This window comes from Allosphingosinicella sp. (genome assembly GCF_036403745.1).
GTDB lineage: Bacteria > Pseudomonadota > Alphaproteobacteria > Sphingomonadales > Sphingomonadaceae > Allosphingosinicella.
This window is the reverse complement of record NZ_DASWQI010000092.1, coordinates 69,465-88,065: the sequence shown is the minus strand read 5'-3', so window position 1 is coordinate 88,065 and position 18,601 is coordinate 69,465. Positions and strand designations below refer to the sequence as shown.

The 18,601-nt window shown below is 66.2% G+C and carries 29 protein-coding genes and 1 pseudogene; 2 read left to right on the top strand and 28 right to left on the bottom strand.

Annotated elements, in window-relative coordinates; genetic code table 11:
• Positions 1-4: 4 nt before the first annotated feature.
• The 26 genes and pseudogenes from rpsE to VGC56_RS17690 all read right to left on the bottom strand — a co-directional run.
• Positions 5-781 carry a 30S ribosomal protein S5 gene (gene rpsE / locus VGC56_RS17815; protein WP_464127042.1) on the bottom strand — a complete coding sequence of 259 codons (777 nt, stop codon included), beginning with the start codon at positions 779-781 and terminating at the stop codon, positions 5-7.
• The gene (rplR, locus tag VGC56_RS17810) at positions 782-1,135 is read right to left on the bottom strand and encodes a 50S ribosomal protein L18 (protein WP_464127040.1); all 354 of its coding nucleotides are present in this window, start codon (positions 1,133-1,135) and stop codon (positions 782-784) included.
• A 1-nt stretch (position 1,136) separates the two neighbouring features.
• Positions 1,137-1,670 carry a 50S ribosomal protein L6 gene (rplF, locus tag VGC56_RS17805; RefSeq protein WP_464127038.1) on the bottom strand — a complete coding sequence of 178 codons (534 nt, stop codon included), beginning with the start codon at positions 1,668-1,670 and terminating at the stop codon, positions 1,137-1,139.
• A gap of 1 nt (position 1,671) precedes the next feature.
• Entirely contained in the window at positions 1,672-2,067 is a 396-nt protein-coding gene (gene rpsH, locus VGC56_RS17800) for a 30S ribosomal protein S8 (RefSeq protein WP_464127037.1), read from the bottom strand.
• Positions 2,068-2,077: 10 nt separating this feature from the next.
• Entirely contained in the window at positions 2,078-2,383 is a 306-nt protein-coding gene (gene rpsN / locus VGC56_RS17795) for a 30S ribosomal protein S14 (protein ID WP_464127036.1), read from the bottom strand.
• A gap of 124 nt (positions 2,384-2,507) precedes the next feature.
• Positions 2,508-3,089 (bottom strand): 50S ribosomal protein L5, encoded by a 582-nt coding sequence (gene rplE, locus VGC56_RS17790; protein WP_464127034.1) that lies wholly within the window; start codon positions 3,087-3,089, stop codon positions 2,508-2,510.
• On the bottom strand, positions 3,082-3,402 hold the full coding sequence (gene rplX / locus VGC56_RS17785) for a 50S ribosomal protein L24 (protein WP_464127032.1): 321 nt from the start codon (positions 3,400-3,402) through the stop codon (positions 3,082-3,084). The genes rplE and rplX overlap by 8 nt, the downstream gene beginning before the upstream one ends.
• A gap of 3 nt (positions 3,403-3,405) precedes the next feature.
• Entirely contained in the window at positions 3,406-3,774 is a 369-nt protein-coding gene (gene rplN, locus VGC56_RS17780) for a 50S ribosomal protein L14 (protein ID WP_044450113.1), read from the bottom strand.
• A gap of 192 nt (positions 3,775-3,966) precedes the next feature.
• Positions 3,967-4,236, bottom strand: a complete 270-nt coding sequence (gene rpsQ / locus VGC56_RS17775) for a 30S ribosomal protein S17 (protein WP_464127030.1) — start codon at positions 4,234-4,236, stop codon at positions 3,967-3,969.
• Positions 4,237-4,248: 12 nt separating this feature from the next.
• Positions 4,249-4,458: a 50S ribosomal protein L29 gene (gene rpmC / locus VGC56_RS17770; protein WP_464127029.1), complete on the bottom strand. Its 210-nt coding sequence runs from the start codon at positions 4,456-4,458 to the stop codon at positions 4,249-4,251.
• Between the two features lie 3 nt (positions 4,459-4,461).
• Positions 4,462-4,893, bottom strand: coding sequence for a 50S ribosomal protein L16 (rplP, locus tag VGC56_RS17765; RefSeq protein ID WP_464127027.1), 432 nt, complete (start codon positions 4,891-4,893; stop codon positions 4,462-4,464).
• 11 nt (positions 4,894-4,904) lie between these two features.
• Positions 4,905-5,612: a 30S ribosomal protein S3 gene (gene rpsC, locus VGC56_RS17760; protein WP_464127025.1), complete on the bottom strand. Its 708-nt coding sequence runs from the start codon at positions 5,610-5,612 to the stop codon at positions 4,905-4,907.
• A gap of 3 nt (positions 5,613-5,615) precedes the next feature.
• Positions 5,616-5,996, bottom strand: coding sequence for a 50S ribosomal protein L22 (gene rplV, locus VGC56_RS17755; protein ID WP_464127024.1), 381 nt, complete (start codon positions 5,994-5,996; stop codon positions 5,616-5,618).
• A 3-nt stretch (positions 5,997-5,999) separates the two neighbouring features.
• Positions 6,000-6,275 (bottom strand): 30S ribosomal protein S19, encoded by a 276-nt coding sequence (gene rpsS, locus VGC56_RS17750; protein ID WP_464127023.1) that lies wholly within the window; start codon positions 6,273-6,275, stop codon positions 6,000-6,002.
• 2 nt (positions 6,276-6,277) lie between these two features.
• The gene (gene rplB, locus VGC56_RS17745) at positions 6,278-7,114 is read right to left on the bottom strand and encodes a 50S ribosomal protein L2 (protein WP_464127021.1); all 837 of its coding nucleotides are present in this window, start codon (positions 7,112-7,114) and stop codon (positions 6,278-6,280) included.
• A 12-nt stretch (positions 7,115-7,126) separates the two neighbouring features.
• Complete coding sequence (locus VGC56_RS17740; protein ID WP_464127019.1) at positions 7,127-7,450, bottom strand: 50S ribosomal protein L23; 324 nt, start codon at positions 7,448-7,450, stop codon at positions 7,127-7,129.
• A complete protein-coding gene (gene rplD, locus VGC56_RS17735) occupies positions 7,443-8,072 on the bottom strand; it encodes a 50S ribosomal protein L4 (RefSeq protein ID WP_464127017.1) in 630 nt (209 codons plus the stop codon). The genes VGC56_RS17740 and rplD overlap by 8 nt, the downstream gene beginning before the upstream one ends.
• A gap of 3 nt (positions 8,073-8,075) precedes the next feature.
• Positions 8,076-8,828 (bottom strand): 50S ribosomal protein L3, encoded by a 753-nt coding sequence (gene rplC / locus VGC56_RS17730; RefSeq protein ID WP_464127111.1) that lies wholly within the window; start codon positions 8,826-8,828, stop codon positions 8,076-8,078.
• A 292-nt stretch (positions 8,829-9,120) separates the two neighbouring features.
• Positions 9,121-9,432: a 30S ribosomal protein S10 gene (gene rpsJ / locus VGC56_RS17725; protein WP_028969184.1), complete on the bottom strand. Its 312-nt coding sequence runs from the start codon at positions 9,430-9,432 to the stop codon at positions 9,121-9,123.
• Between the two features lie 221 nt (positions 9,433-9,653).
• The gene (tuf, locus tag VGC56_RS17720; protein WP_464127014.1) at positions 9,654-10,844 is read right to left on the bottom strand and encodes an elongation factor Tu; all 1,191 of its coding nucleotides are present in this window, start codon (positions 10,842-10,844) and stop codon (positions 9,654-9,656) included.
• A gap of 81 nt (positions 10,845-10,925) precedes the next feature.
• Positions 10,926-13,022 carry an elongation factor G gene (gene fusA, locus VGC56_RS17715; protein WP_464127012.1) on the bottom strand — a complete coding sequence of 699 codons (2,097 nt, stop codon included), beginning with the start codon at positions 13,020-13,022 and terminating at the stop codon, positions 10,926-10,928.
• A gap of 63 nt (positions 13,023-13,085) precedes the next feature.
• Entirely contained in the window at positions 13,086-13,556 is a 471-nt protein-coding gene (gene rpsG / locus VGC56_RS17710) for a 30S ribosomal protein S7 (protein ID WP_464127011.1), read from the bottom strand.
• A 144-nt stretch (positions 13,557-13,700) separates the two neighbouring features.
• Entirely contained in the window at positions 13,701-14,072 is a 372-nt protein-coding gene (rpsL, locus tag VGC56_RS17705) for a 30S ribosomal protein S12 (RefSeq protein ID WP_028969180.1), read from the bottom strand.
• 319 nt (positions 14,073-14,391) lie between these two features.
• Complete coding sequence (locus tag VGC56_RS17700) at positions 14,392-15,063, bottom strand: hypothetical protein (RefSeq protein WP_464127009.1); 672 nt, start codon at positions 15,061-15,063, stop codon at positions 14,392-14,394.
• 430 nt (positions 15,064-15,493) lie between these two features.
• Complete coding sequence (locus VGC56_RS17695) at positions 15,494-16,300, bottom strand: hypothetical protein (RefSeq protein ID WP_464127117.1); 807 nt, start codon at positions 16,298-16,300, stop codon at positions 15,494-15,496.
• A 134-nt stretch (positions 16,301-16,434) separates the two neighbouring features.
• Positions 16,435-16,515, bottom strand: a pseudogene (locus VGC56_RS17690) (hypothetical protein); the annotation flags it as partial.
• Here VGC56_RS17690 and VGC56_RS17685 point away from each other — a divergent pair.
• The gene (locus VGC56_RS17685) at positions 16,504-16,767 is read left to right on the top strand and encodes a hypothetical protein (protein WP_464127115.1); all 264 of its coding nucleotides are present in this window, start codon (positions 16,504-16,506) and stop codon (positions 16,765-16,767) included. The pseudogene VGC56_RS17690 and the gene VGC56_RS17685 sit on opposite strands and share 12 nt — an antisense overlap.
• Before the next feature lie 49 nt (positions 16,768-16,816).
• Here VGC56_RS17685 and VGC56_RS17680 read toward each other — a convergent pair whose 3' ends face one another.
• On the bottom strand, positions 16,817-17,614 hold the full coding sequence (locus VGC56_RS17680) for a MerR family transcriptional regulator (protein WP_464127007.1): 798 nt from the start codon (positions 17,612-17,614) through the stop codon (positions 16,817-16,819).
• Between the two features lie 115 nt (positions 17,615-17,729).
• On the opposite strand from VGC56_RS17680, the gene VGC56_RS17675 reads away from it, so the two are divergent.
• Positions 17,730-18,008: an Lrp/AsnC family transcriptional regulator gene (locus VGC56_RS17675; RefSeq protein ID WP_464127006.1), complete on the top strand. Its 279-nt coding sequence runs from the start codon at positions 17,730-17,732 to the stop codon at positions 18,006-18,008.
• Here the strand turns inward: VGC56_RS17675 and VGC56_RS17670 are convergent.
• Positions 17,969-18,562: a hypothetical protein gene (locus VGC56_RS17670; protein ID WP_464127004.1), complete on the bottom strand. Its 594-nt coding sequence runs from the start codon at positions 18,560-18,562 to the stop codon at positions 17,969-17,971. The two genes, VGC56_RS17675 and VGC56_RS17670, sit on opposite strands and share 40 nt — an antisense overlap.
• Between the last annotated feature and the right edge of the window lie 39 nt (positions 18,563-18,601).

The window sequence follows — 18,601 nt, the reverse complement described above, 5'->3', positions numbered from 1 at the left end:
TCTGTTACTCCACGACCGCCGCGGCATCCGCCTCGGCAGCCTGCGAGCCGCCGCGGCCGAGCAGGTCGGCGATCTTCTTGCCGCGCCGCTGGGCGACCGACTTCGGCGAAGTCTGGTCGGTCAGCGCCTCGAAGGTCGCGCGGATCATGTTGTAGGGGTTGGACGTGCCGACCGACTTGGTCACCACGTCGGCGACACCCAGGCTCTCGAACACGGCGCGCATCGGGCCGCCGGCGATGATGCCGGTGCCCTGCGGAGCCGAGCGGAGGGTGACCCGGCCAGCGCCGAAATGGCCGTTGCCGTCATGATGCAGCGTGCGGCCTTCCTTCAAGGGCACGCGGACCATGGCCTTCTTGGCCGCCGCGGTCGCCTTGGAGATCGCCTCGGGACCCTCGCGGGCCTTGCCGTGGCCGAAGCCCGCACGGCCCTTGCCGTCGCCGACCACGACCAGAGCCGCAAAGCCGAAGCGCTTGCCGCCCTTCACGGTCTTGGAGACGCGGTTGATGTGGACGAGCTTCTCGATGAGCTCCTCGCCGCCGTCGTCGTCGCCGCCACGGCCACGGCCGCGTTCATCGCGCCGACCGCCGCCACGACCGCCCTGGCCGCCACCACGACCGCCCTGGCCGCCACCGCCGCCGCCACGTCCGCCACGACCACCGCGGGGGCCGCGGCCCTCGCGCGCCGGAGGGCCGGTGTCGGCCTGCGCCGGAGCGTCCGGAGCCGGAACCGCAGCCACTTCGGCCTGAACCTCGGTGCCTTCGATGTTGTTCTCGTCAGCCATTTAAAACTCCAATCCGCCTTCGCGCGCGGCGTCGGCGAGCGCCTTCACGCGGCCGTGGAACAGGAAACCGCCACGGTCGAATACCACCTGGGTGACGCCGGCCGCCTTGGCGCGCTCGGCGAGCTGCCGGCCCACCTCCTGCGCGCCCGTGACGGTGGCGCCGGTCTTGCCCTTCAGTTCCTTGTCGAGCGTCGAGGCGGCGGCGACGGTGCGCCCCGCCTTGTCGTCGATGACCTGGGCGTAGATGTGCCGGCCCGAGCGGTGGATCGACAGCCGCGGACGGGTGCCGCCGCGCTTGCGGAGCGAGGTGCGGACGCGCTGGCGGCGCCGCTCGAAGAGGGTGAGCTTGGCCATGTTACTTCTTCTTCCCTTCCTTGCGGAAGATGAACTCGCCGCGATACTTGATGCCCTTGCCCTTATAGGGCTCCGGCTTGCGCCACTGGCGGACCTCGGCGGCAAGCTGGCCGACGCGCTGGCGGTCGTTGCCCGAGATCACGACCGTGGTCTGATCGGGGGTGGCGACGGTCAGATCGTCCGGCACCGCGATGTTCACATCGTGGCTGTAGCCGAGCTGCAGGCGCAAATTCTTGCCCTGGGCCGCGGCGCGGTAGCCGACGCCGGTGATCTCCAGCGTCTTGGTGAAGCCGTCGGTGACGCCGGTGACGAGGTTCTGCACCAGGGTGCGGTGCATGCCCCAGAAGGAGCGCGCCCGCTTGGTGCCGTTCGCCGGCTCGACGACGATGCGGCCGTCTTCGATGCCGTAGCTGATGTCGTCCATCATCGGCATGGTGAGGGTGCCTTTGGGGCCCTTCACGGACAGGATCTGGCCTTCCGTCGTGGCGGTGACGCCGGACGGCAGAGCGACCGGCACTTTTCCAATGCGGCTCATCTTAAAATACCTCCGCCAGCACCTCGCCGCCGACATTCTGCTCGCGCGCTTCCGCGTCGGACAGAACGCCACGAGGCGTCGAGACGATGGTAATGCCGAGGCCGTTGCGCACCCGCGGCAGGTCCTGCGACCCCGAATAGACCCGGCGGCCGGGCTTCGAGACGCGCGAGACGTGCTGGATGGCCGGACGGCCCTCGAAATATTTGAGTTCGATGCGCAGGCCCTTTGCCGGCCCGAGCGCCTCTTCCACGTAGCCGCGGATATAGCCCTCGCGCTGGAGAACGTCGAGCACGCGCGCGCGCAGCTTCGACGCCGGGCTCATCACGGAGTCCTTGCGCGCCTGCTGGCCGTTGCGGATGCGGGTGAGCATATCACCCAGGGGATCGGTCAATGGCATAGTCTATACCTTACCAGCTGGACTTCGTGAGACCGGGGATGAGGCCCTTGTTGCCCAATTCCCGGATCATGATGCGCGACAGCCCGAATTTGCGATAGTTTGCGCGGGCGCGGCCGGTCATGCCGCAGCGGTTGCGAACCCGGGTCGGGTTCCCATTGCGCGGAATCTCCGCCAGCTTCAGCCGCGCGATCAGACGCTCGGTGTCGTCGCGCGACTCGTCGTCCGCGATCGCCTTCAGCCGGGCATATTTGCCGGCATATTTCTTGACGAGCTTCTTGCGACGCTCGTTCTTGTTGATCGAACTCAGTTTCGCCATGGGACTTAAGCTCTCTTCTTCTTAGCCCCTCTCCGTTCAGGGAGAGGGCCGGGGAGAGGGGGTGTGTTCGTTCAGCCCTCTCGGTTTCGTTCAAAGGAAAGGGTCTTCCCCTCTCCCAATTCGGTTACGCGGCCTCTTTGGCCTGCTCCTCCTGCGGGAACGGGAAGTTGAAGAGGCGCAGCAGCTCGCGCGCCTCGTCGTCCGTTCTGGCACTGGTGGTGATGATGACGTCCATGCCGCGCACCTTGTCGATGCGGTCATAGTTGATCTCCGGGAACACGATCTGCTCCTTGAGACCCATCGCGAAATTGCCGCGGCCGTCGAACGATTTGGGGTTCAGGCCCCGGAAATCCCGGACGCGCGGCAGCGCGATCGTGATCAGCCGGTCCAGGAACTCGTACATCCGCTCGCGGCGCAGGGTGACCTTGACGCCGATCGGCATGCCCTCGCGCAGCTTGAACTGCGCGATCGACGTCTTCGCCTTGGTGATCACCGGCTTCTGGCCTGCGATCAGCTCCATTTCCTGGGCGGCCGTCTCGACTTTCTTCTTGTCCTGGGTCGCCTCGCCGACGCCCATGTTGATGACGATCTTTTCAAGCTTGGGAACCTCGAGACGGTTCTTGTAGCCGAACTTCTCGGTCATCGCCTGGACGATGCGCTCGTCATAGTCGCGCCTGAGGCGCGGCGTGTATTTGGTGTCAGCCATTGATCAATTCCCCGGAGCGGGCCGCGACCCGAACCTTCTTGCCGTCGCGGGTTTCGAAGCGGACCCGCGTGGGCTTGCCCGTCTTCGGATCCTCGATGGCGACCTTCGAGACGTGAAGCGGCGCCTCCGAGCGCTCCAGCCCGCCCTGCGGGTTGGTCTGGCTCGGCTTGCGGTGCCGCGTGTGGATGTTGACGCCCGACACCACGACCTTGCCGTCCTTCGGCATGGCCTTGGTCACTTCGCCGTGCTTGCCCTTGTCCTTGCCGGACAGGATCACGACGCGGTCGCCCTTCTTAATCTTGGAAGCGGACATGGCTTACAGCACCTCCGGCGCGAGGCTGATGATCTTCATATGCTTCTTCGCGCGCAGCTCGCGCACGACCGGCCCGAAGATACGGGTGCCGATCGGCTCGGCATTGTTGTTGACGAGCACCGCCGCGTTGGAATCGAACCGGATGGTCGAGCCGTCGGCGCGGTGGATGTCCTTAGCGGTGCGGACGATAACGGCCTTGTGGACGTCGCCCTTCTTGACGCGCCCGCGGGGGGCGGCTTCCTTCACCGAGACGACGATGATGTCGCCGACGCCGGCGAAACGGCGCTTCGACCCGCCCAGCACCTTGATGCACTGGACGCGCTTCGCGCCGCTATTGTCGGCGACCTCGAGGTTGGACTGCATCTGGATCATCGATCCAATTCCTTCTTCACTTCAACCGGGACGTGCGCCCGGCGATCAGCTTCAAAAACCCTTTAACCGTCACCCCGGACTTGATCCGGGGTCCACCTTCTTCTCCCGGGTCGAAGAGAAGGTGGATGCCGGATCTGGGACCCCATCAAAGTAGTACTTTGATGGGCACCCTGCCCGGCATGACGAAAACCGTTACGCGACGTCGGCCTTTTCGGGCGTCGCGTGGGTGTCCACGCGATCGATCACCTTCCAGGTCTTCAGCTTCGAGATCGGCCGCGTCTCTTCGATGCGGACGGTCTCGCCGGTCTTGAACTCGTTCGCCTCGTCATGGGCGTGGTACTTCTTCGACCGCTTGATGATCTTGCCGTAGAGCGGGTGCTTCACCCGCCGCTCGACGCTGACCACCACGGTCTTGTCCGTCTTGTCCGACACGATACGGCCGGTGAGAACGCGCTTCGGCATCTCGTCTTGCTCCTATGCCTTAGCCGGAGCGGAACGGGTCCGCTCGGACTGCAGCGTCTTGATCTGGGCGATGGTCCGGCGGACCTCGCGAACGCGGGACGGCTTCTCCAGCTGGTTCGTCGCCGCCTGGAAACGCAGGTTGAACTGCTCGCGCTTCAGCTGCTGGAGCTGATCGGCGAGCTGGTCGTCCGTGTTCTTCGAAATATCGTCGTACTTGGCCATGGCTTAGGCTTCCTCGAGCAGGCTCTCACCCAGGCGGGCGATAACCTTGGTCTTGATCGGCAGCTTCTCGGCGGCGCGCTCGAAAGCGACCTTGGCGATGTGGCCGGGGACGCCGTCCAGCTCGAACAGGACGCGGCCGGGCTTGACCCGGGCGACCCAGAATTCGGGCGAGCCCTTGCCCTTGCCCATGCGGACTTCGGCGGGCTTGGACGAGACCGGCACATCCGGGAAGATGCGGATCCACAAGCGCCCCTGGCGCTTGATGTGGCGGGTGATCGCGCGGCGGGCCGCTTCGATCTGGCGGGCGGTGATCCGCTCCGGCTCCAGGGCCTTCAGGCCATAGGCGCCGAAGTTCAGCGCGGTCCCGCCCTTGGCGTCGCCGTGGATGCGGCCCTTGAAGGCCTTGCGGAACTTGGTGCGCTTGGGTTGCAGCATCTCTTATGTCCTTAGCGGCGGTCGTCGCGCGCGGGGCGCACGCCGGAAGTCTGCGCTTCCATCATCAGGCGATCCTGCGACATCGGATCGTGGCCGAGAATCTCGCCCTTGAAGATCCACACCTTGACGCCGCAGACCCCGTAGGAGGTGTGCGCGGTCGCTTCGGCATAATCGAGGTGGGCGCGCAGCGTGTGCAGCGGCACCCGGCCCTCGCGATAGCCTTCGGTCCGGGCGATCTCGGCGCCGCCGAGACGGCCGCCGCAGACGACGCGGATGCCCTCGGCGCCGAGGCGCATCGAGGATTGCACGGCGCGCTTCATGGCGCGGCGGAAGGCGATGCGGCGCTCGAGCTGGTCGGCGATGCCCTGGGCGACGAGGCGGGCGTCGATCTCGGGCTTCCTGATCTCGACGATGTTCAGCGACACGTCGCTGGAGGTCATCGCGCCGATCTGCTTCCGCAGCTTCTCGATGTCGGCGCCCTTCTTGCCGATGATCACGCCCGGGCGCGCGGCATAGATGGAGACGCGGCAAAGCTTGGCCGGACGCTCGATCACCACCTTGGAGATCGCCGCCTGGGGCAGCGCCTTCATGATGAAGTTGCGGATCTTGAGATCCTCGAGCAGCAGGCGCGCGTAATCGGCGCCCTCAGCGTACCAGCGGCTGTCCCAGGTGCGGTTGATCTGCAGGCGCAGACCGATCGGATTGGATTTCTGACCCATGTGCTAGGCTTCCTGGCTCGCTTCGCGGACGACGATGCGCACGCGGCTGAAAGGCTTCAAGATACGGCTGGAACGGCCGCGGGCGCGCGGGGTGAACCGCTTCATCGTGATCGACTTGCCGACCGAAGCCTCGGCGACGACGAGCGCGTCGACGTCGAGATTATGGTTGTTCTCGGCGTTGGCGATCGCACTGGCGAGGACCTTGCGGACCTCGACGGCCATCGCCTTGGGCGAGAATTGGAGGATGTTCAGCGCGTCCTCGGCCTTCTTGCCCCGGATGAGCTGCGCGACGAGGTTCAGCTTCTGGGCCGAGCCGCGGATCTGCGTGCCGACCGCGAGCGCCTCGTTGTCCGCCACGCGGCGGGGTGATGCCAGCTTGCCCATGGCTTACCTCTTGCCCTTCTTGTCGGCGGCGTGGCCGGGAAAGTAGCGCGTGGGCGCGAACTCGCCGAGCTTCATCCCGACCATCTCTTCGTTGACCGAGACGGGGATGAATTTCTTGCCGTTATAGACGTTGAACGTGAGGCCCACGAACTGCGGCAGGATCGTCGAACGGCGCGACCAGGTCTTGATCGGCGAGCGGGTGTTCGCATCCTGCGCCGCTTCCGCTTTCTTCAGAAGCGAAAGCTCGACGAACGGACCTTTCCAGACGGAGCGGGCCATGTTTACCTCTTCTTCTTCGCGTGACGCGAACGGATGATCATCTTGTCCGTCGCCTTGTTGTTGCGGGTGCGGGCACCCTTGGTCGGCTTGCCCCACGGAGTGACCGGGTGACGGCCGCCCGAGGTACGGCCTTCGCCGCCGCCGTGCGGGTGGTCGACCGGGTTCTTGGCGACGCCGCGAGTCAGCGGACGCTTGCCCATCCAGCGGCTGCGGCCGGCCTTGGCGAAATTCTGGTTCTGATTGTCGGGGTTTGAGACCGCGCCGATCGTCGCCATGCAGTTCGCGTGGATATAACGCTGCTCGCCTGAATTGAGCCTGACGATGACCATGCCGCGGTCACGACCGACGACCTGCACGTAGGTGCCGGCCGAGCGGGCGATCTGGGCGCCTTTGCCCGGCTTCATCTCCACGTTGTGGACGATCGTGCCGACCGGGATCGAGCCCAGCTCCATGGCATTGCCCGGCTTCACGTCGGTGCGCTTGCCGGCGACGAGCACGTCGCCCGGGCCGACGCGCTGCGGCGCGATGATATAGGCCTGCTCGCCATCCTCGTAGCGGACCAGCGCGATGAATGCCGTCCGGTTGGGATCGTATTCGAGCCGCTCGATGGTGGCCGGCACGTCCCACTTGCGACGCTTGAAGTCGATATAGCGGTAACGCTGCTTGTGGCCGCCGGCGATGCCGCGCGAGGTCACATGGCCTTTGTTGTTGCGGCCGCCGGTCTTGCGCTTGCCTTCGGTCAGCGCCTTGACGGGCTTCCCTTTCCACAGCGCCGACTTGTCGACGAGGATCAGGCCGCGTTGCGACGAGGTCGTCGGGTTATAGGTCTTGAGTGCCATCTTTCCCTAGCCTCAGATGCCGGTGGTGACGTCGATGGACTGGCCTTCGGCCAGCGTCACGATCGCCTTCTTCATGTCCGAACGCTGGTAGGGCGTGCCCTTCCACCGCTTGGTCTTGCCCTTCTGGACGATCGTGTTGACGCCGGTGACGCTGACCCCGAACAGGGCCTCCACCGCCGCCTTGATCTGCGGCTTGGTGGCGTCCTTGGCGACCTTGAACACGACGGCGTTCTGCTCGGAGACGAGCGTCGCCTTTTCGGTGATGTGCGGGGCGAGCACGACGTCGTAATGACCGAGCTCGACCTGCGGCACCTGCTTCTTCGCTGCCTTAGCCATTGAAACGCGACTCCAGCTTCTCGACCGCGGCGCGGGTCAGGACCAGCGTCTCGTGGTTGAGGATGTCGTAGACATTGGCGCCGACCGCCGGGAGGAGGTCGATCTGCCCGAGATTGGACGAGGCGCGGGCGAAGCCGACGCTCAGGGCGTCGCCGTCGATGACCAGCGCGTTCTTGCCGAGGTTGAGGCCGGCGAGCTGCGTGCGCACCGCCTTGGTCTTGGCCTCGCCCTCGAGGTCGAGGTTCTCGACCACGATGAGCTGGCCGTCGCGCGCCTTGGACGACAGCGCCATCCTGAGGCCGAGCGCGCGGACCTTCTTGTTCAGCGACGGATCGAAATCGCGGACGCGCGGGCCGTGGGCCTTGCCGCCACCGATGAAGATCGGGGCGCGGCGGTCGCCGTGACGGGCGGTGCCGCCGCCCTTCTGCTTGCCGAACTTCTTGCCGGTGCGGGCGACGTCGGACCGCTCGCGGGCGGCGCGGGCGGTGCCGCGGCGCTTCTCGAGCTGCCAGGTGACGACGCGGTGGAGGATGTCGGCGCGCGGCTCGACGCCGAACACCGCATCGTTCAATTCGATCTCTCCGGCCTTGCCGGCGTCGAGCGTGGTGACTTGAACCTTCATGGCTTAGGCTTCCTCGCCCGTGGCTTCCGGAGCCGCAGCCGTATCGGCGGGCGTCTCGGCGGGAGCGTCATTGTTGTTCTGGGCCTGGCGGAGGCCGGCCGGGTAGGGCGCCGTGTCGGGACGGGCGACCTTCACCGCGTCCTTGACGAGCAGCCAGCCGCCCTTGTGGCCGGGCACCGAGCCCTTGACGAAGATGAGGCCGCGCTCGACGTCGGTGCGGACCACTTCGAGGTTCTGCTGGGTGCGGTTGCGCGCACCCATATGGCCGGCCATCTTCTTGTTCTTGAAGACGCGGCCCGGATCCTGGCGGTTGCCGGTCGAGCCGTGCGAACGGTGCGAGACCGAGACGCCGTGGGTGGCGCGAAGACCGCCGAAGCCCCAGCGCTTCATGGCGCCGGCGAAGCCCTTGCCCTGGGTCACGCCCTGGATGTCGACCAGCTGGCCGATGGCGAAATGGTCGGCCGTCAGCTCGGCGCCGACCTCGAGGATGGCGTCCTCGGCGACACGGAACTCGGCGACGCGGGCCTTGAGCTCCACCTCCGCCTTGGCGAAGTGGCCGCGCTCGGGCTTGGTCACGTTCTTGGCCTTGCGGGTGCCGGCGCCGAGCTGGACCGCGACGTAGCCGTCGCTCTCCACATCCTTGCGCGCGATAACCTGCAGGTTGTCCAGCGCCAGGACGGTGACGGGCACGTGGCGGCCGTCGTCCTGGAACAGGCGGGTCATCCCCATTTTCTTCGCGATCACGCCGGTGCGCACGATCGTAACTCCATTCATGACAGAGGCCCCCGCGACCCAAATGCCGGGGGGCATGTTCAAGCCCTATAAGTCTATGCGTGCCCCGCCTGGGCTCGTGCTCCACCCGAAGGCGGAACGGCGGGGACGCAGTCCGGGAGCAGGCTCCCGCGGTATCACCCTATGTCCGAAGCAGTGGCCTGAGCCTCCGCTCCATCGTCATGCCGGACTTGATCCGGCATCCACCTTCTTTTCTGCCGCAGCAGGAGGAAGGCAGGCCCCGGATCAAGTCCGGGGTGACGGCTCGCTGTGCCCCTTAGGCCAGCTTGATCTCCACGTCCACACCCGCGGCGAGATCGAGCTTCATCAAAGCGTCGACCGTCTGCGGGGTGGGCTGCACGATGTCGAGCAGCCTTTTGTAGGTGCGCACCTCGAACTGCTCGCGCGACTTCTTGTCGACGTGCGGCGAGCGGTTGACGGTGAACTTCTCGATGCGCGTGGGCAAAGGAATGGGACCGCGGATGAGAGCACCCGTCCGCCGCGCGGTGTCGGCGATGTCGCCCGTGGCCTGGTCCAGGACACGATGGTCGAACGCCTTCAGGCGAATGCGGATATTCTGCGTTTCCATAACCTGCTTACCGATTGCAAAGAGCCAAACACGGTGGCGAACCCAAGACCGTCACCCCGGACTTGATCCGGGGTCTATGAACACGGAGCGACTCGATTTCTCGACCGCAGAGTTCATGGATGCGGGATCAAGTCCGGCATGACGGTGGTTTGGAACCACCCTTACTCACAAAAAACGAGGCCGCGCGAATCTCGGGAGAGCCGCGCGGCCTGCGCCCTATATTACTTCGTGATCTCGGCGACAACCCCTGCGCCCACGGTCCGGCCGCCTTCGCGAATGGCGAAGCGCAGGCCCTGGTCCATGGCGATCGGGGCGATGAGCTTGACGCCGAGCTGCACGTTGTCGCCCGGCATCACCATCTCGGTGCCCTCGGGGAGAACCACCTCGCCGGTCACGTCCGTGGTGCGGAAGTAGAACTGCGGACGGTAGTTGGCGAAGAACGGCGTGTGACGGCCGCCTTCGTCCTTCGAGAGGACATAGACCTCGGCCTGGAAGTCGGTGTGCGGCTTGATCGAGCCCGGCTTGCAGAGAACCTGCCCGCGCTCGACTTCCTCACGGCCGACGCCGCGGATCAGCGCGCCGATGTTGTCGCCGGCCTGGCCCTGGTCGAGCAGCTTGCGGAACATCTCGACGCCGGTGACGACGGTCTTGCGGGTGTCCTTGATGCCGACGATCTCGACTTCCTCGCCGACCTTGACGATGCCGGTCTCGACGCGGCCGGTGACGACCGTGCCGCGGCCCGAGATCGAGAACACGTCCTCGATCGGCATCAGGAAGGCCTTGTCGAGCGGACGCTCGGGCTGCGGAATGTAGCTGTCGACAGCCTTCATCAGCTCGAGGATCGAATCGTGGCCGATCTTGCGGTCGCTGTCTTCCAGAGCGGCAAGGGCCGAGCCCTTGATGATCGGAATGTCATCGCCCGGAAAATCGTACGACGAGAGCAGCTCGCGGATTTCGAGCTCGACGAGCTCGATGAGCTCCTCGTCGTCGACCTGGTCGACCTTGTTCATGTAGACGACGAGCGCCGGCACGCCGACCTGGCGGGCCAGCAGGATGTGCTCGCGGGTCTGCGGCATCGGGCCGTCGGCGGCCGACACCACGAGGATGCCGCCGTCCATCTGCGCGGCGCCGGTGATCATGTTCTTCACATAATCGGCGTGGCCCGGGCAATCGACGTGGGCGTAGTGGCGGGCTTCGGTCTCATACTCGACGTGGGCGGTCGAGATGGTGATGCCGCGCTCGCGCTCTTCCGGCGCCTTGTCGATGTTGGCGTAGCTCGTGTAGGTCGCGCCGCCGGTCTCGGCGAGCACCTTGGTGATCGCCGCCGTCAGCGACGTCTTGCCATGGTCGACGTGACCGATGGTGCCGATGTTGCAGTGCGGCTTGGTCCGCTCGAATTTAGCTTTCGCCATTATCTTCCTACCTTCTGCTCAAACTGAAAACCCGGGAGCCCCGCCGGATGTGCGGAGGCGCCCATAACCACAAATTCGCGCTTACGCCAGCTTCGCCTTGACCTCTTCGGCCACGTTCGCCGGCACCTCGTCGTAATGCGAGAACTGCATCGTGTACTGCGCGCGGCCCTGGGTGAAGGACCGGAGCTCGTTCACGTAGCCGAACATGTTCGCCAGCGGCACCTGCGCCTCGACGACCTGGGCGTTGCCCCGGCTGTCGGTGCCCTGGATCTGGCCGCGGCGGCTGTTGATATCGCCGATGACGTCGCCGAGATAATCCTCGGGGGTCACGACTTCCACCTTCATGATCGGCTCGAGCAGGGTGATGCCGGCCTTCTGGGCGCCCTCGCGCATCGCGCCGCGGGCGCAGATCTCGAACGCCAGCGCCGACGAGTCGACGTCGTGATACTTGCCGTCGATCAGCTCGACCGAGAAATCGATGATCGGGAAGCCGATCAGCGAACCGGTTTCCGCCGTCTCGCGCATGCCCTTCTCGACCGACGGGATATATTCCCTCGGGACGTTGCCGCCCTTGATCGAATCGACGAAGATGAAGCCGGTGCCGCGCTCGCCCGGAGTCAGCTTCACCTTCACCTCGGCGAACTGGCCCGAACCGCCCGACTGCTTCTTGTGCGTGTAGGTCAGCTCGACCGGCCGCTTCAGATATTCGCGATAGGCGACCTGCGGCGCGCCGACATTGGCCTCGACCTTGAACTCGCGCTTCATGCGGTCGACCAGGATCTCGAGGTGGAGCTCGCCCATTCCCTTGATGATGGTCTGGCCGCTCTCATTGTCGGACGAGACGCGGAAGGACGGGTCCTCGCGGGCGAGGCGATTGAGCGCGACGCCCATCTTCTCCTGGTCCGCCTTGGTCTTCGGCTCGACGGCGACCTCGATGACGGGGTCCGGAAACTCCATCCGCTCGAGGATGATCGGCGCGTTGATGGCGCAGAGCGTGTCGCCGGTCGTCGTGTCCTTGAGGCCAGCGAGGGCGACGATGTCGCCCGCATAGGCCACCTGGATGTCCTCGCGGTCGTTCGCGTGCATGAGCAGCATGCGGCCGACCTTTTCCTTCTTGTCCTTGACCGAGTTCGTGACCTGCGACGCGGTCTCGAGCTTGCCCGAATAGATGCGGGCGAAGGTCAGGGTGCCGACGAACGGATCGTTCATGATCTTGAACGCGAGCGCCGAGAACGGCGCCTCGTCGCTGGCCGGACGGACCTCGGTGGTCTCGCCGTCGAGCTTGAGCCCTTCGACCGGCGGGATGTCGAGCGGGCTCGGCAGATAGTCGACGACCGCGTCGAGCAAAGGCTGGACGCCCTTGTTCTTGAACGCGGAGCCGCACAGCACCGGCACGAACGAGAAGTTCAAAGTGCCCTTGCGGATCAGCTTCTTCAGCGTCGCGGCATCGGGCTCGTCGCCGCCGAGATAGGCTTCCATCACCTCGTCGTCCTGCTCGACGGCCATCTCGATCAGCTCCATGCGGGCTGCGGCGGCGACGTCGGCGAGATCCTCGGGGATGTCGCGATATTCGAACTTCGCGCCGAGGCTCTCCTCGAGCCAGATGATGGCGCGGTTGTTGACGAGGTCGACGAGGCCCTTGAACTGGCTCTCGAGGCCGATCGGCAGATAGAGGACGGCCGGGCGGGCGCCGAGGCGATCCTTGATCATGCCGACGCACATGTCGAAATTGGCGCCCGTGCGGTCGAGCTTGTTGACGAAGCACATCCGCGGGACCTTGTACTTCTCGGCCTGGCGCCAGACGGTCTCGGACTGCGGCTCGACGCCGGCGACGCCGTCGAAGCAGGCGACCGCGCCGTCGAGGACGCGCAGCGAACGCTCGACCTCGATGGTGAAATCGACGTGGCCCGGCGTGTCGATGATGTTGATGCGATGCTCGGGGCCCTCGCCTTCCTCCGCCTTCCAGAAACAGGTTGTGGCGGCGCTGGTGATCGTGATCCCGCGCTCCTGCTCCTGCTCCATCCAGTCCATCGTCGCGGTGCCCTCATGGACCTCGCCGATCTTGTAGGACTTGCCGGTATAATAGAGGATCCGCTCGGTCGTCGTCGTCTTGCCGGCGTCGATATGCGCCATGATGCCGATGTTGCGATAGCGGTCGAGCGGATGGCTGCGGGCCATGATCTTAAACTCCGATGTGGGAAAACGGACCTCGGCCCGTCTCCCACGATATAGGGATTGGTTTTACCAGCGGTAGTGGGAGAAGGCGCGGTTCGCTTCCGCCATGCGGTGCGTGTCCTCGCGCTTCTTGACGGCGTTGCCGCGGTTGTTCGCGGCGTCCATCAGCTCGCCCGAGAGGCGGGCCGCCATCGTGTTTTCGGAGCGGCTGCGCGCCGCGCCGATCAGCCAGCGGATCGCCAGCGCCTGGGCGCGCTCGAGGCGCACCTCGACCGGCACCTGGTAGGTCGCGCCGCCGACGCGGCGGCTGCGGACCTCGATGCCCGGCTTCACGTTGTTCAGCGCATCGTGGAACACGCCCAGCGGGTCGCGCTTGGCGCGCGTCTCGATCGTCTCGAAGGCGCCGTAGACGATGCCTTCGGCAACCGACTTCTTGCCGTCGAGCATGACGCTGTTCATGAACTTCGAAAGGGTGATGTCCCCGAACTTCGGATCGGGGAGGATCTCGCGCTTCTCGGGACGACGACGACGGGACATTGCTGCTTCCTTCTCTCTTCAGCCGGGTCCGGAACACGTCCGGGGCTTACTTCCAGTGGGTGGGGTGGGGACACGTACTTTCCGCACGGCGGTGCCAGGTTGGGCACCTCGGCGGGTGAAAGTACGTGTCCCCTTCGCCCCCGCTTATTTCGGACGCTTGGCGCCGTACTTCGAACGCGACTGGCGGCGATCCTTGACGCCCTGCGTGTCGAGCACGCCGCGCAGCACGTGGTAGCGCACGCCCGGAAGGTCGCGCACACGGCCGCCGCGGATCAGCACGACTGAGTGCTCCTGGAGGTTGTGGCCCTCGCCGGGAATGTAGCTGATCACTTCGCGCTGGTTGGTCAGGCGGACCTTGGCCACCTTGCGCAACGCCGAGTTCGGCTTCTTCGGGGTCGTCGTATAGACGCGGGTGCAGACGCCGCGCTTTTGCGGATTCTGCTCCATCGCAGGGACCTTGGACTTGGCCTTCTGCGGCTCGCGACCCTTGCGGATCAGCTGGTTAATCGTCGGCATGAAGCCCTTCACCTTCTTAAGTTACTCTACCGCCACGCAAAAAACGCGAAGCACCTGGGAACCCTGCGGCCCCTGGCCTTCGCGACGCAACGGCAATGTTCAAGCTCTTGCCCGCTCCAGGAACGCAACGGCTCCGCGGGCGAGGCGGCCTATACCCGCGGGAGGCATATGGGTCAACGGGCGATGATGGCAAGGCCAACGCATCGCCACGCGCCGCCCTCGACCGCCGGGCCGGTCGCTTCGGCGGTCACTTCCGCGGACGCGCGGCCGCGTGAGCGCGGCGGCATGGCGGTGATCGCCCCCTACACGGGGCCGGCCCTCAGCAGCAGCAGAATTCAAGATTCGGCGAACAGAACGTCTTCAGCGCGCCGCGTACCAGCATGCCGTGGGGGCCGCCGCCGTTTTGGACCTCGATGCGCAGCAGATGATTGCCGGGTGCGGTCAATGCCCCGGCAAACGGGACGATCCGCTCGGCCTTGAACCCCCAGCCGCCGGCGCCCGCCGTCGCCCAACCAGGCACGGGGATGCTGTAGTCGGTCTGCGCGATCGGCACGGCCATATTGTCCAGGAATATCCGGATCTGGTCGTCGCCGGCGGCCTGGCCGGTCACCAGAACCTCCATCGGCACGGTGCATTTGGGCACCCTGATGTGGAGGTCGTAATAATAGAGGCCGATCGGCTGGGTTACCGAGCCGTTGCTCCCGTTCGGCTGAACCCATTGCGCCGGCGCCAGCGACGCCGTCCAATTGCTGTTCAGGGTGCCCGCGGCGATCGCCTGGGCGATCGGATTTGTGACGCTCGGCCCCGCCACGCGCCAGGGCGCGGCGCCCGCACCGCTACCGCTGTTGATCGAAATCATCTGTCCTTCGCCGCCGACGCAGCGGCAGCACGGCACATTGATGTCCGAGGGCTCGCGGCTGCAAGGATCGAAAACCGGAGCCGGTACTTCGGGCGTGCCCTTGGCGGGAGCCGGGGCGGGTTCTTTGCTCATATCTCTATCCTCTCACAGGATAAATGCGCAGGTACAGATTGCAGTCGCCTTGTCTTCTTCCCGTTGACTCGCCTTCATCGACAGAGTCCGCAGTGAAGCGCGAGTCATCCGAGCCCCGCATGCGATATACGGAGCATCAACGTTGCGGTTATGAGTACTAAATTTCTTTTGGATTGCACGAGAAACTGACTCCGCTTCGGAGACGCTCTGGCCTTAATTGGTCTGTATCTTGCTCTCGTCCTCTTATCTTGCAGATACGACCGCATCTTATCTTAGCTGAGACTCCCTAGCGCCGCTGCAGAGTTGAATGTACGCCACAACCGCAGCATAGGCGCTCGTACCGGACGCAAGAGGATGCCAGTCCGCCGCGAGGCGGGCTTTGCGGTCTCCACCCGGAAGCTCGAGCCCGACGCTCGGACCGGCCGGGCCCTCAGCCCGCCGCCTTGAGCGCGCCCTGCGCTTTGGCCTTCAGCGTCCCCAGCCAGTTCTTCACCGTCTCCCCGTTGAGGTGACCGAAGGCGGCATCGTCCTCTTTCATGTTCGCGCCGGGGTCCCGCTTGCCGCCGAGACCGCGGGAGTAGGACGACCGCGTGACCTCCATGTCGGCGAGGATGCGCTTCGGCTTCTGGACCTGCGCGGTGGGCGGCAGCGGGTTCGAGATGTCGAGGTCGATCGCGACCTGGGTTTCGGCATTGCGCAACGTGACGTGGGGGTTCGGCTCCTTGTCCGCTCCGCCCTGGAAGCCGAGGATGGCATGAATCATGTAGCGGACCTTCGCCGGCGACCGCCAATAGGCGTTGTCGGAAATCCAGCCCCCGTCGGCCTGCATCATCGCCCGCTCCGGGCGCTTGCGGAACCACAAGGTGCCGCCCCCAAGAACGTCTGGCAGAGTCGCGCTGAACTCGTTCCGCAGCCGCATGAACTCCGGCAACGCGCCCTCGTCGACGACCGCCTTCTCGAGGTCGGTTTTCACGGCCATATACTGCTTGAGCATCGGCACGAGCTTCGCGCCGCCCGCATTGTCGAAGGTGCCCTTCTCGTTCCAGAAAAGGAGGCGGTGCACCTCGCTTGCCGCGACCTTGGTGCCGCCCGTGCGGATTTTGTCGACCTCGTCGAAAATGTCCGAAACCTTACGGACGCGCTGAACCAGCGCGCGCTGGGCGGGTGCCGCTGTCGGTGCCAGGGCGCTTGTCCTGGCGGCGCCCGCCGCCGCGCCGCGCAGCGCGCGGGCCCCCATGGCGTCGGCTTCGCGCTCCAGTCCGGGCTCGTCGTTGATCGGCTGGCCGCAACGCGTGCCGTCGGCCGGACCCGCCCCTGCTTCTGCTGGACGACATGCCAGGCCTCGTGGGCGAGGTGGCGCTCCTGCCCGGGGCCGACATGGATGTCGCTGCCGCTCGTATAGGCGCGGGCCTGAAGGGCGGCCGGCTTGGACGAACCATAATGGACTTTCACGTCGTCGAGCGACGCGCCGCTGAGCGCCTCCACGCCCGCCTGGAGGGCCGCCGGGAGCCCGCCGCGCCGTGCCGGCGGAGCCGGCGCCGCGGCGGCGCGCTGCGCCGCACCGCGGTTCAGGGCCTCGGCCTGCGCTTGCAGCTTCGCGGCGCCGGGGGCCTTATCGAGCAACGCCTGACGTGGATCGGCGGCGGCGGCGGATCGGGCAGGAGCCACCCGGCCGACCGGGGGCGCCACCTGTTCGGGTCGTGACCGATCCGCGCGCTGCCCGTCCATGAGAGCCCTCCCTGCGACGGCGATCCTACATCTTTCCGTCGGGAGGCGAAACGGCCACGTTGCCGTGGCGGGCGCGGCCCGCGGCAAGGACGAACTCCCAGACTGCTTTCGAAAAAGGCGACTTATGATCTCCCTGCCACTCATCCATGCCGTTGTAGAGGTCGGTCGCGCCCTGCATCATTTGCGGGCTTGCGATGTCCGTGAACGGCTTCAGCAGCGCCTTCCATTCGTCGAGGAACGCCTGCGCCCGGGGCGAGGCCGGGTCCATCGGCAGCGCCGCCTCGATCCGCCCCGCGAGATCGGCCCAGGCGCGGCTATAGTCCGCCTCGTCGAAATCCTGCGGCATGCCCTTCATCCGCTCGGCCCAATGCGCCTGCTCCTCGGGGGTGTAATAGCGATCGGCGACCTTCTTCCAGCTTTCGGCTTCCATGATGGCATCTCCATTCCTGATCAGCGAGCAGAAGGTCGCGGCATCGACGGGCTCGCCGCGGTCGATGCGGGACTGGACGGCGAGGAGGAGGGTGCGGGCCTCGGCAAGCTCGGCCGCCCGCGCCGCGAGCGCCTCGAGCTGCGCGGCGATTAGCGCCTTCAGATCGAGCGGCGCCCTCCCCTGCCCCAGCCTCTGGATCTGCGCGAGGCTGAGGCCGGCGCGCTTCAGCGCGAGGATCTGGTTCACCCGCTCGAGCTCGGCCGGCCCGTAAAGGCGCCGCCCCGAGGCGGTGCGCAGCGGCCGCAACAGCCCGCGCGCCTCGTAGAAACGCAGCGCCCGCGACGTCAGCCCGGTCCGCCGCACCACCTCCGCTATGTCGAGCACATCCTCCATGAAAAGGGCATAGCGGTTGACGCTGGGTCAACTTCAAGCGGGAAATAACACGGCCCCGCAGCGGGGCTTGCGCTCTGAGCGCCGACGCCGCACGAGGCGCGGGAGAGGAAGCCCGATGCAATTCTTCATTTTCATCCGCTGCAAGCCCGGCCGGACCAGCGCCGTCGGCCAGGCGATGGTCGCCAAGCGCCTGCCTGAAGTGCAGGAAATCCACTCGATCAGCGGCGAATGGGACCTGATGGTCCGCGCCCTCGTGAAGGCACGCGGCGCCGAGGCCGATTTCGAGAGCAACGTCATGGAGGCGTTGCTCGCCGGCGAGTGGGACAATGTCGAGCGGACCCAGACGGTGATCGGCTACCGCGTCTTCAACCCCGAGGATTCCTTCGTCGAATAAGCGGCGCGGCGGAACAGCCAGGCCGACGCCAGCCACAAAGCCGGAAATACCCCGGCGAGCGCGGCGATCTCCACCGGCCGCCCCGGATCGGCCGGCGTGACCCCGAGCGCCACCGCCGCGGCGGCGAGCTGCGCGAAGGCGGTCGCGGCCAACGCCCAGGCGAGGCCGGCAGGCCTCAGCCGCGCCAGCATTGCGCCGACGGCCGCGACCAGGAGGACTCCGAGGAACAGCCCGTTCGCCGCACTGCCCTCGTCTCCGACCAACCCGACGGCAAGGTTCGCCCACAGCAGCAGGAACCCGGTGCCGATCGCCAGAGCTGCGCCGGCGCGGTACGCCCAGTCCCGCGACATCCGCACCGCCGCTTCGAGCCCCAGCCCAACCCCGCCGAGCAGCACCGCCGCGACGATGAAGTCCGCAGCCGTCCAGTTGACCCCCGCTGCCGGTGCGAACCGCATGGCCAGCGCCGGCACCGCCAGCAAAGCCGCCAGCACCGCCCACCCCAGCGTTCGAACGACATTCCCGCCGCGCCCGCTGTTTCCCGCCGTCGCATTCATGTCCGCGTCTCCGTCCCTGTCGTCCGTTATTTGGCAGGT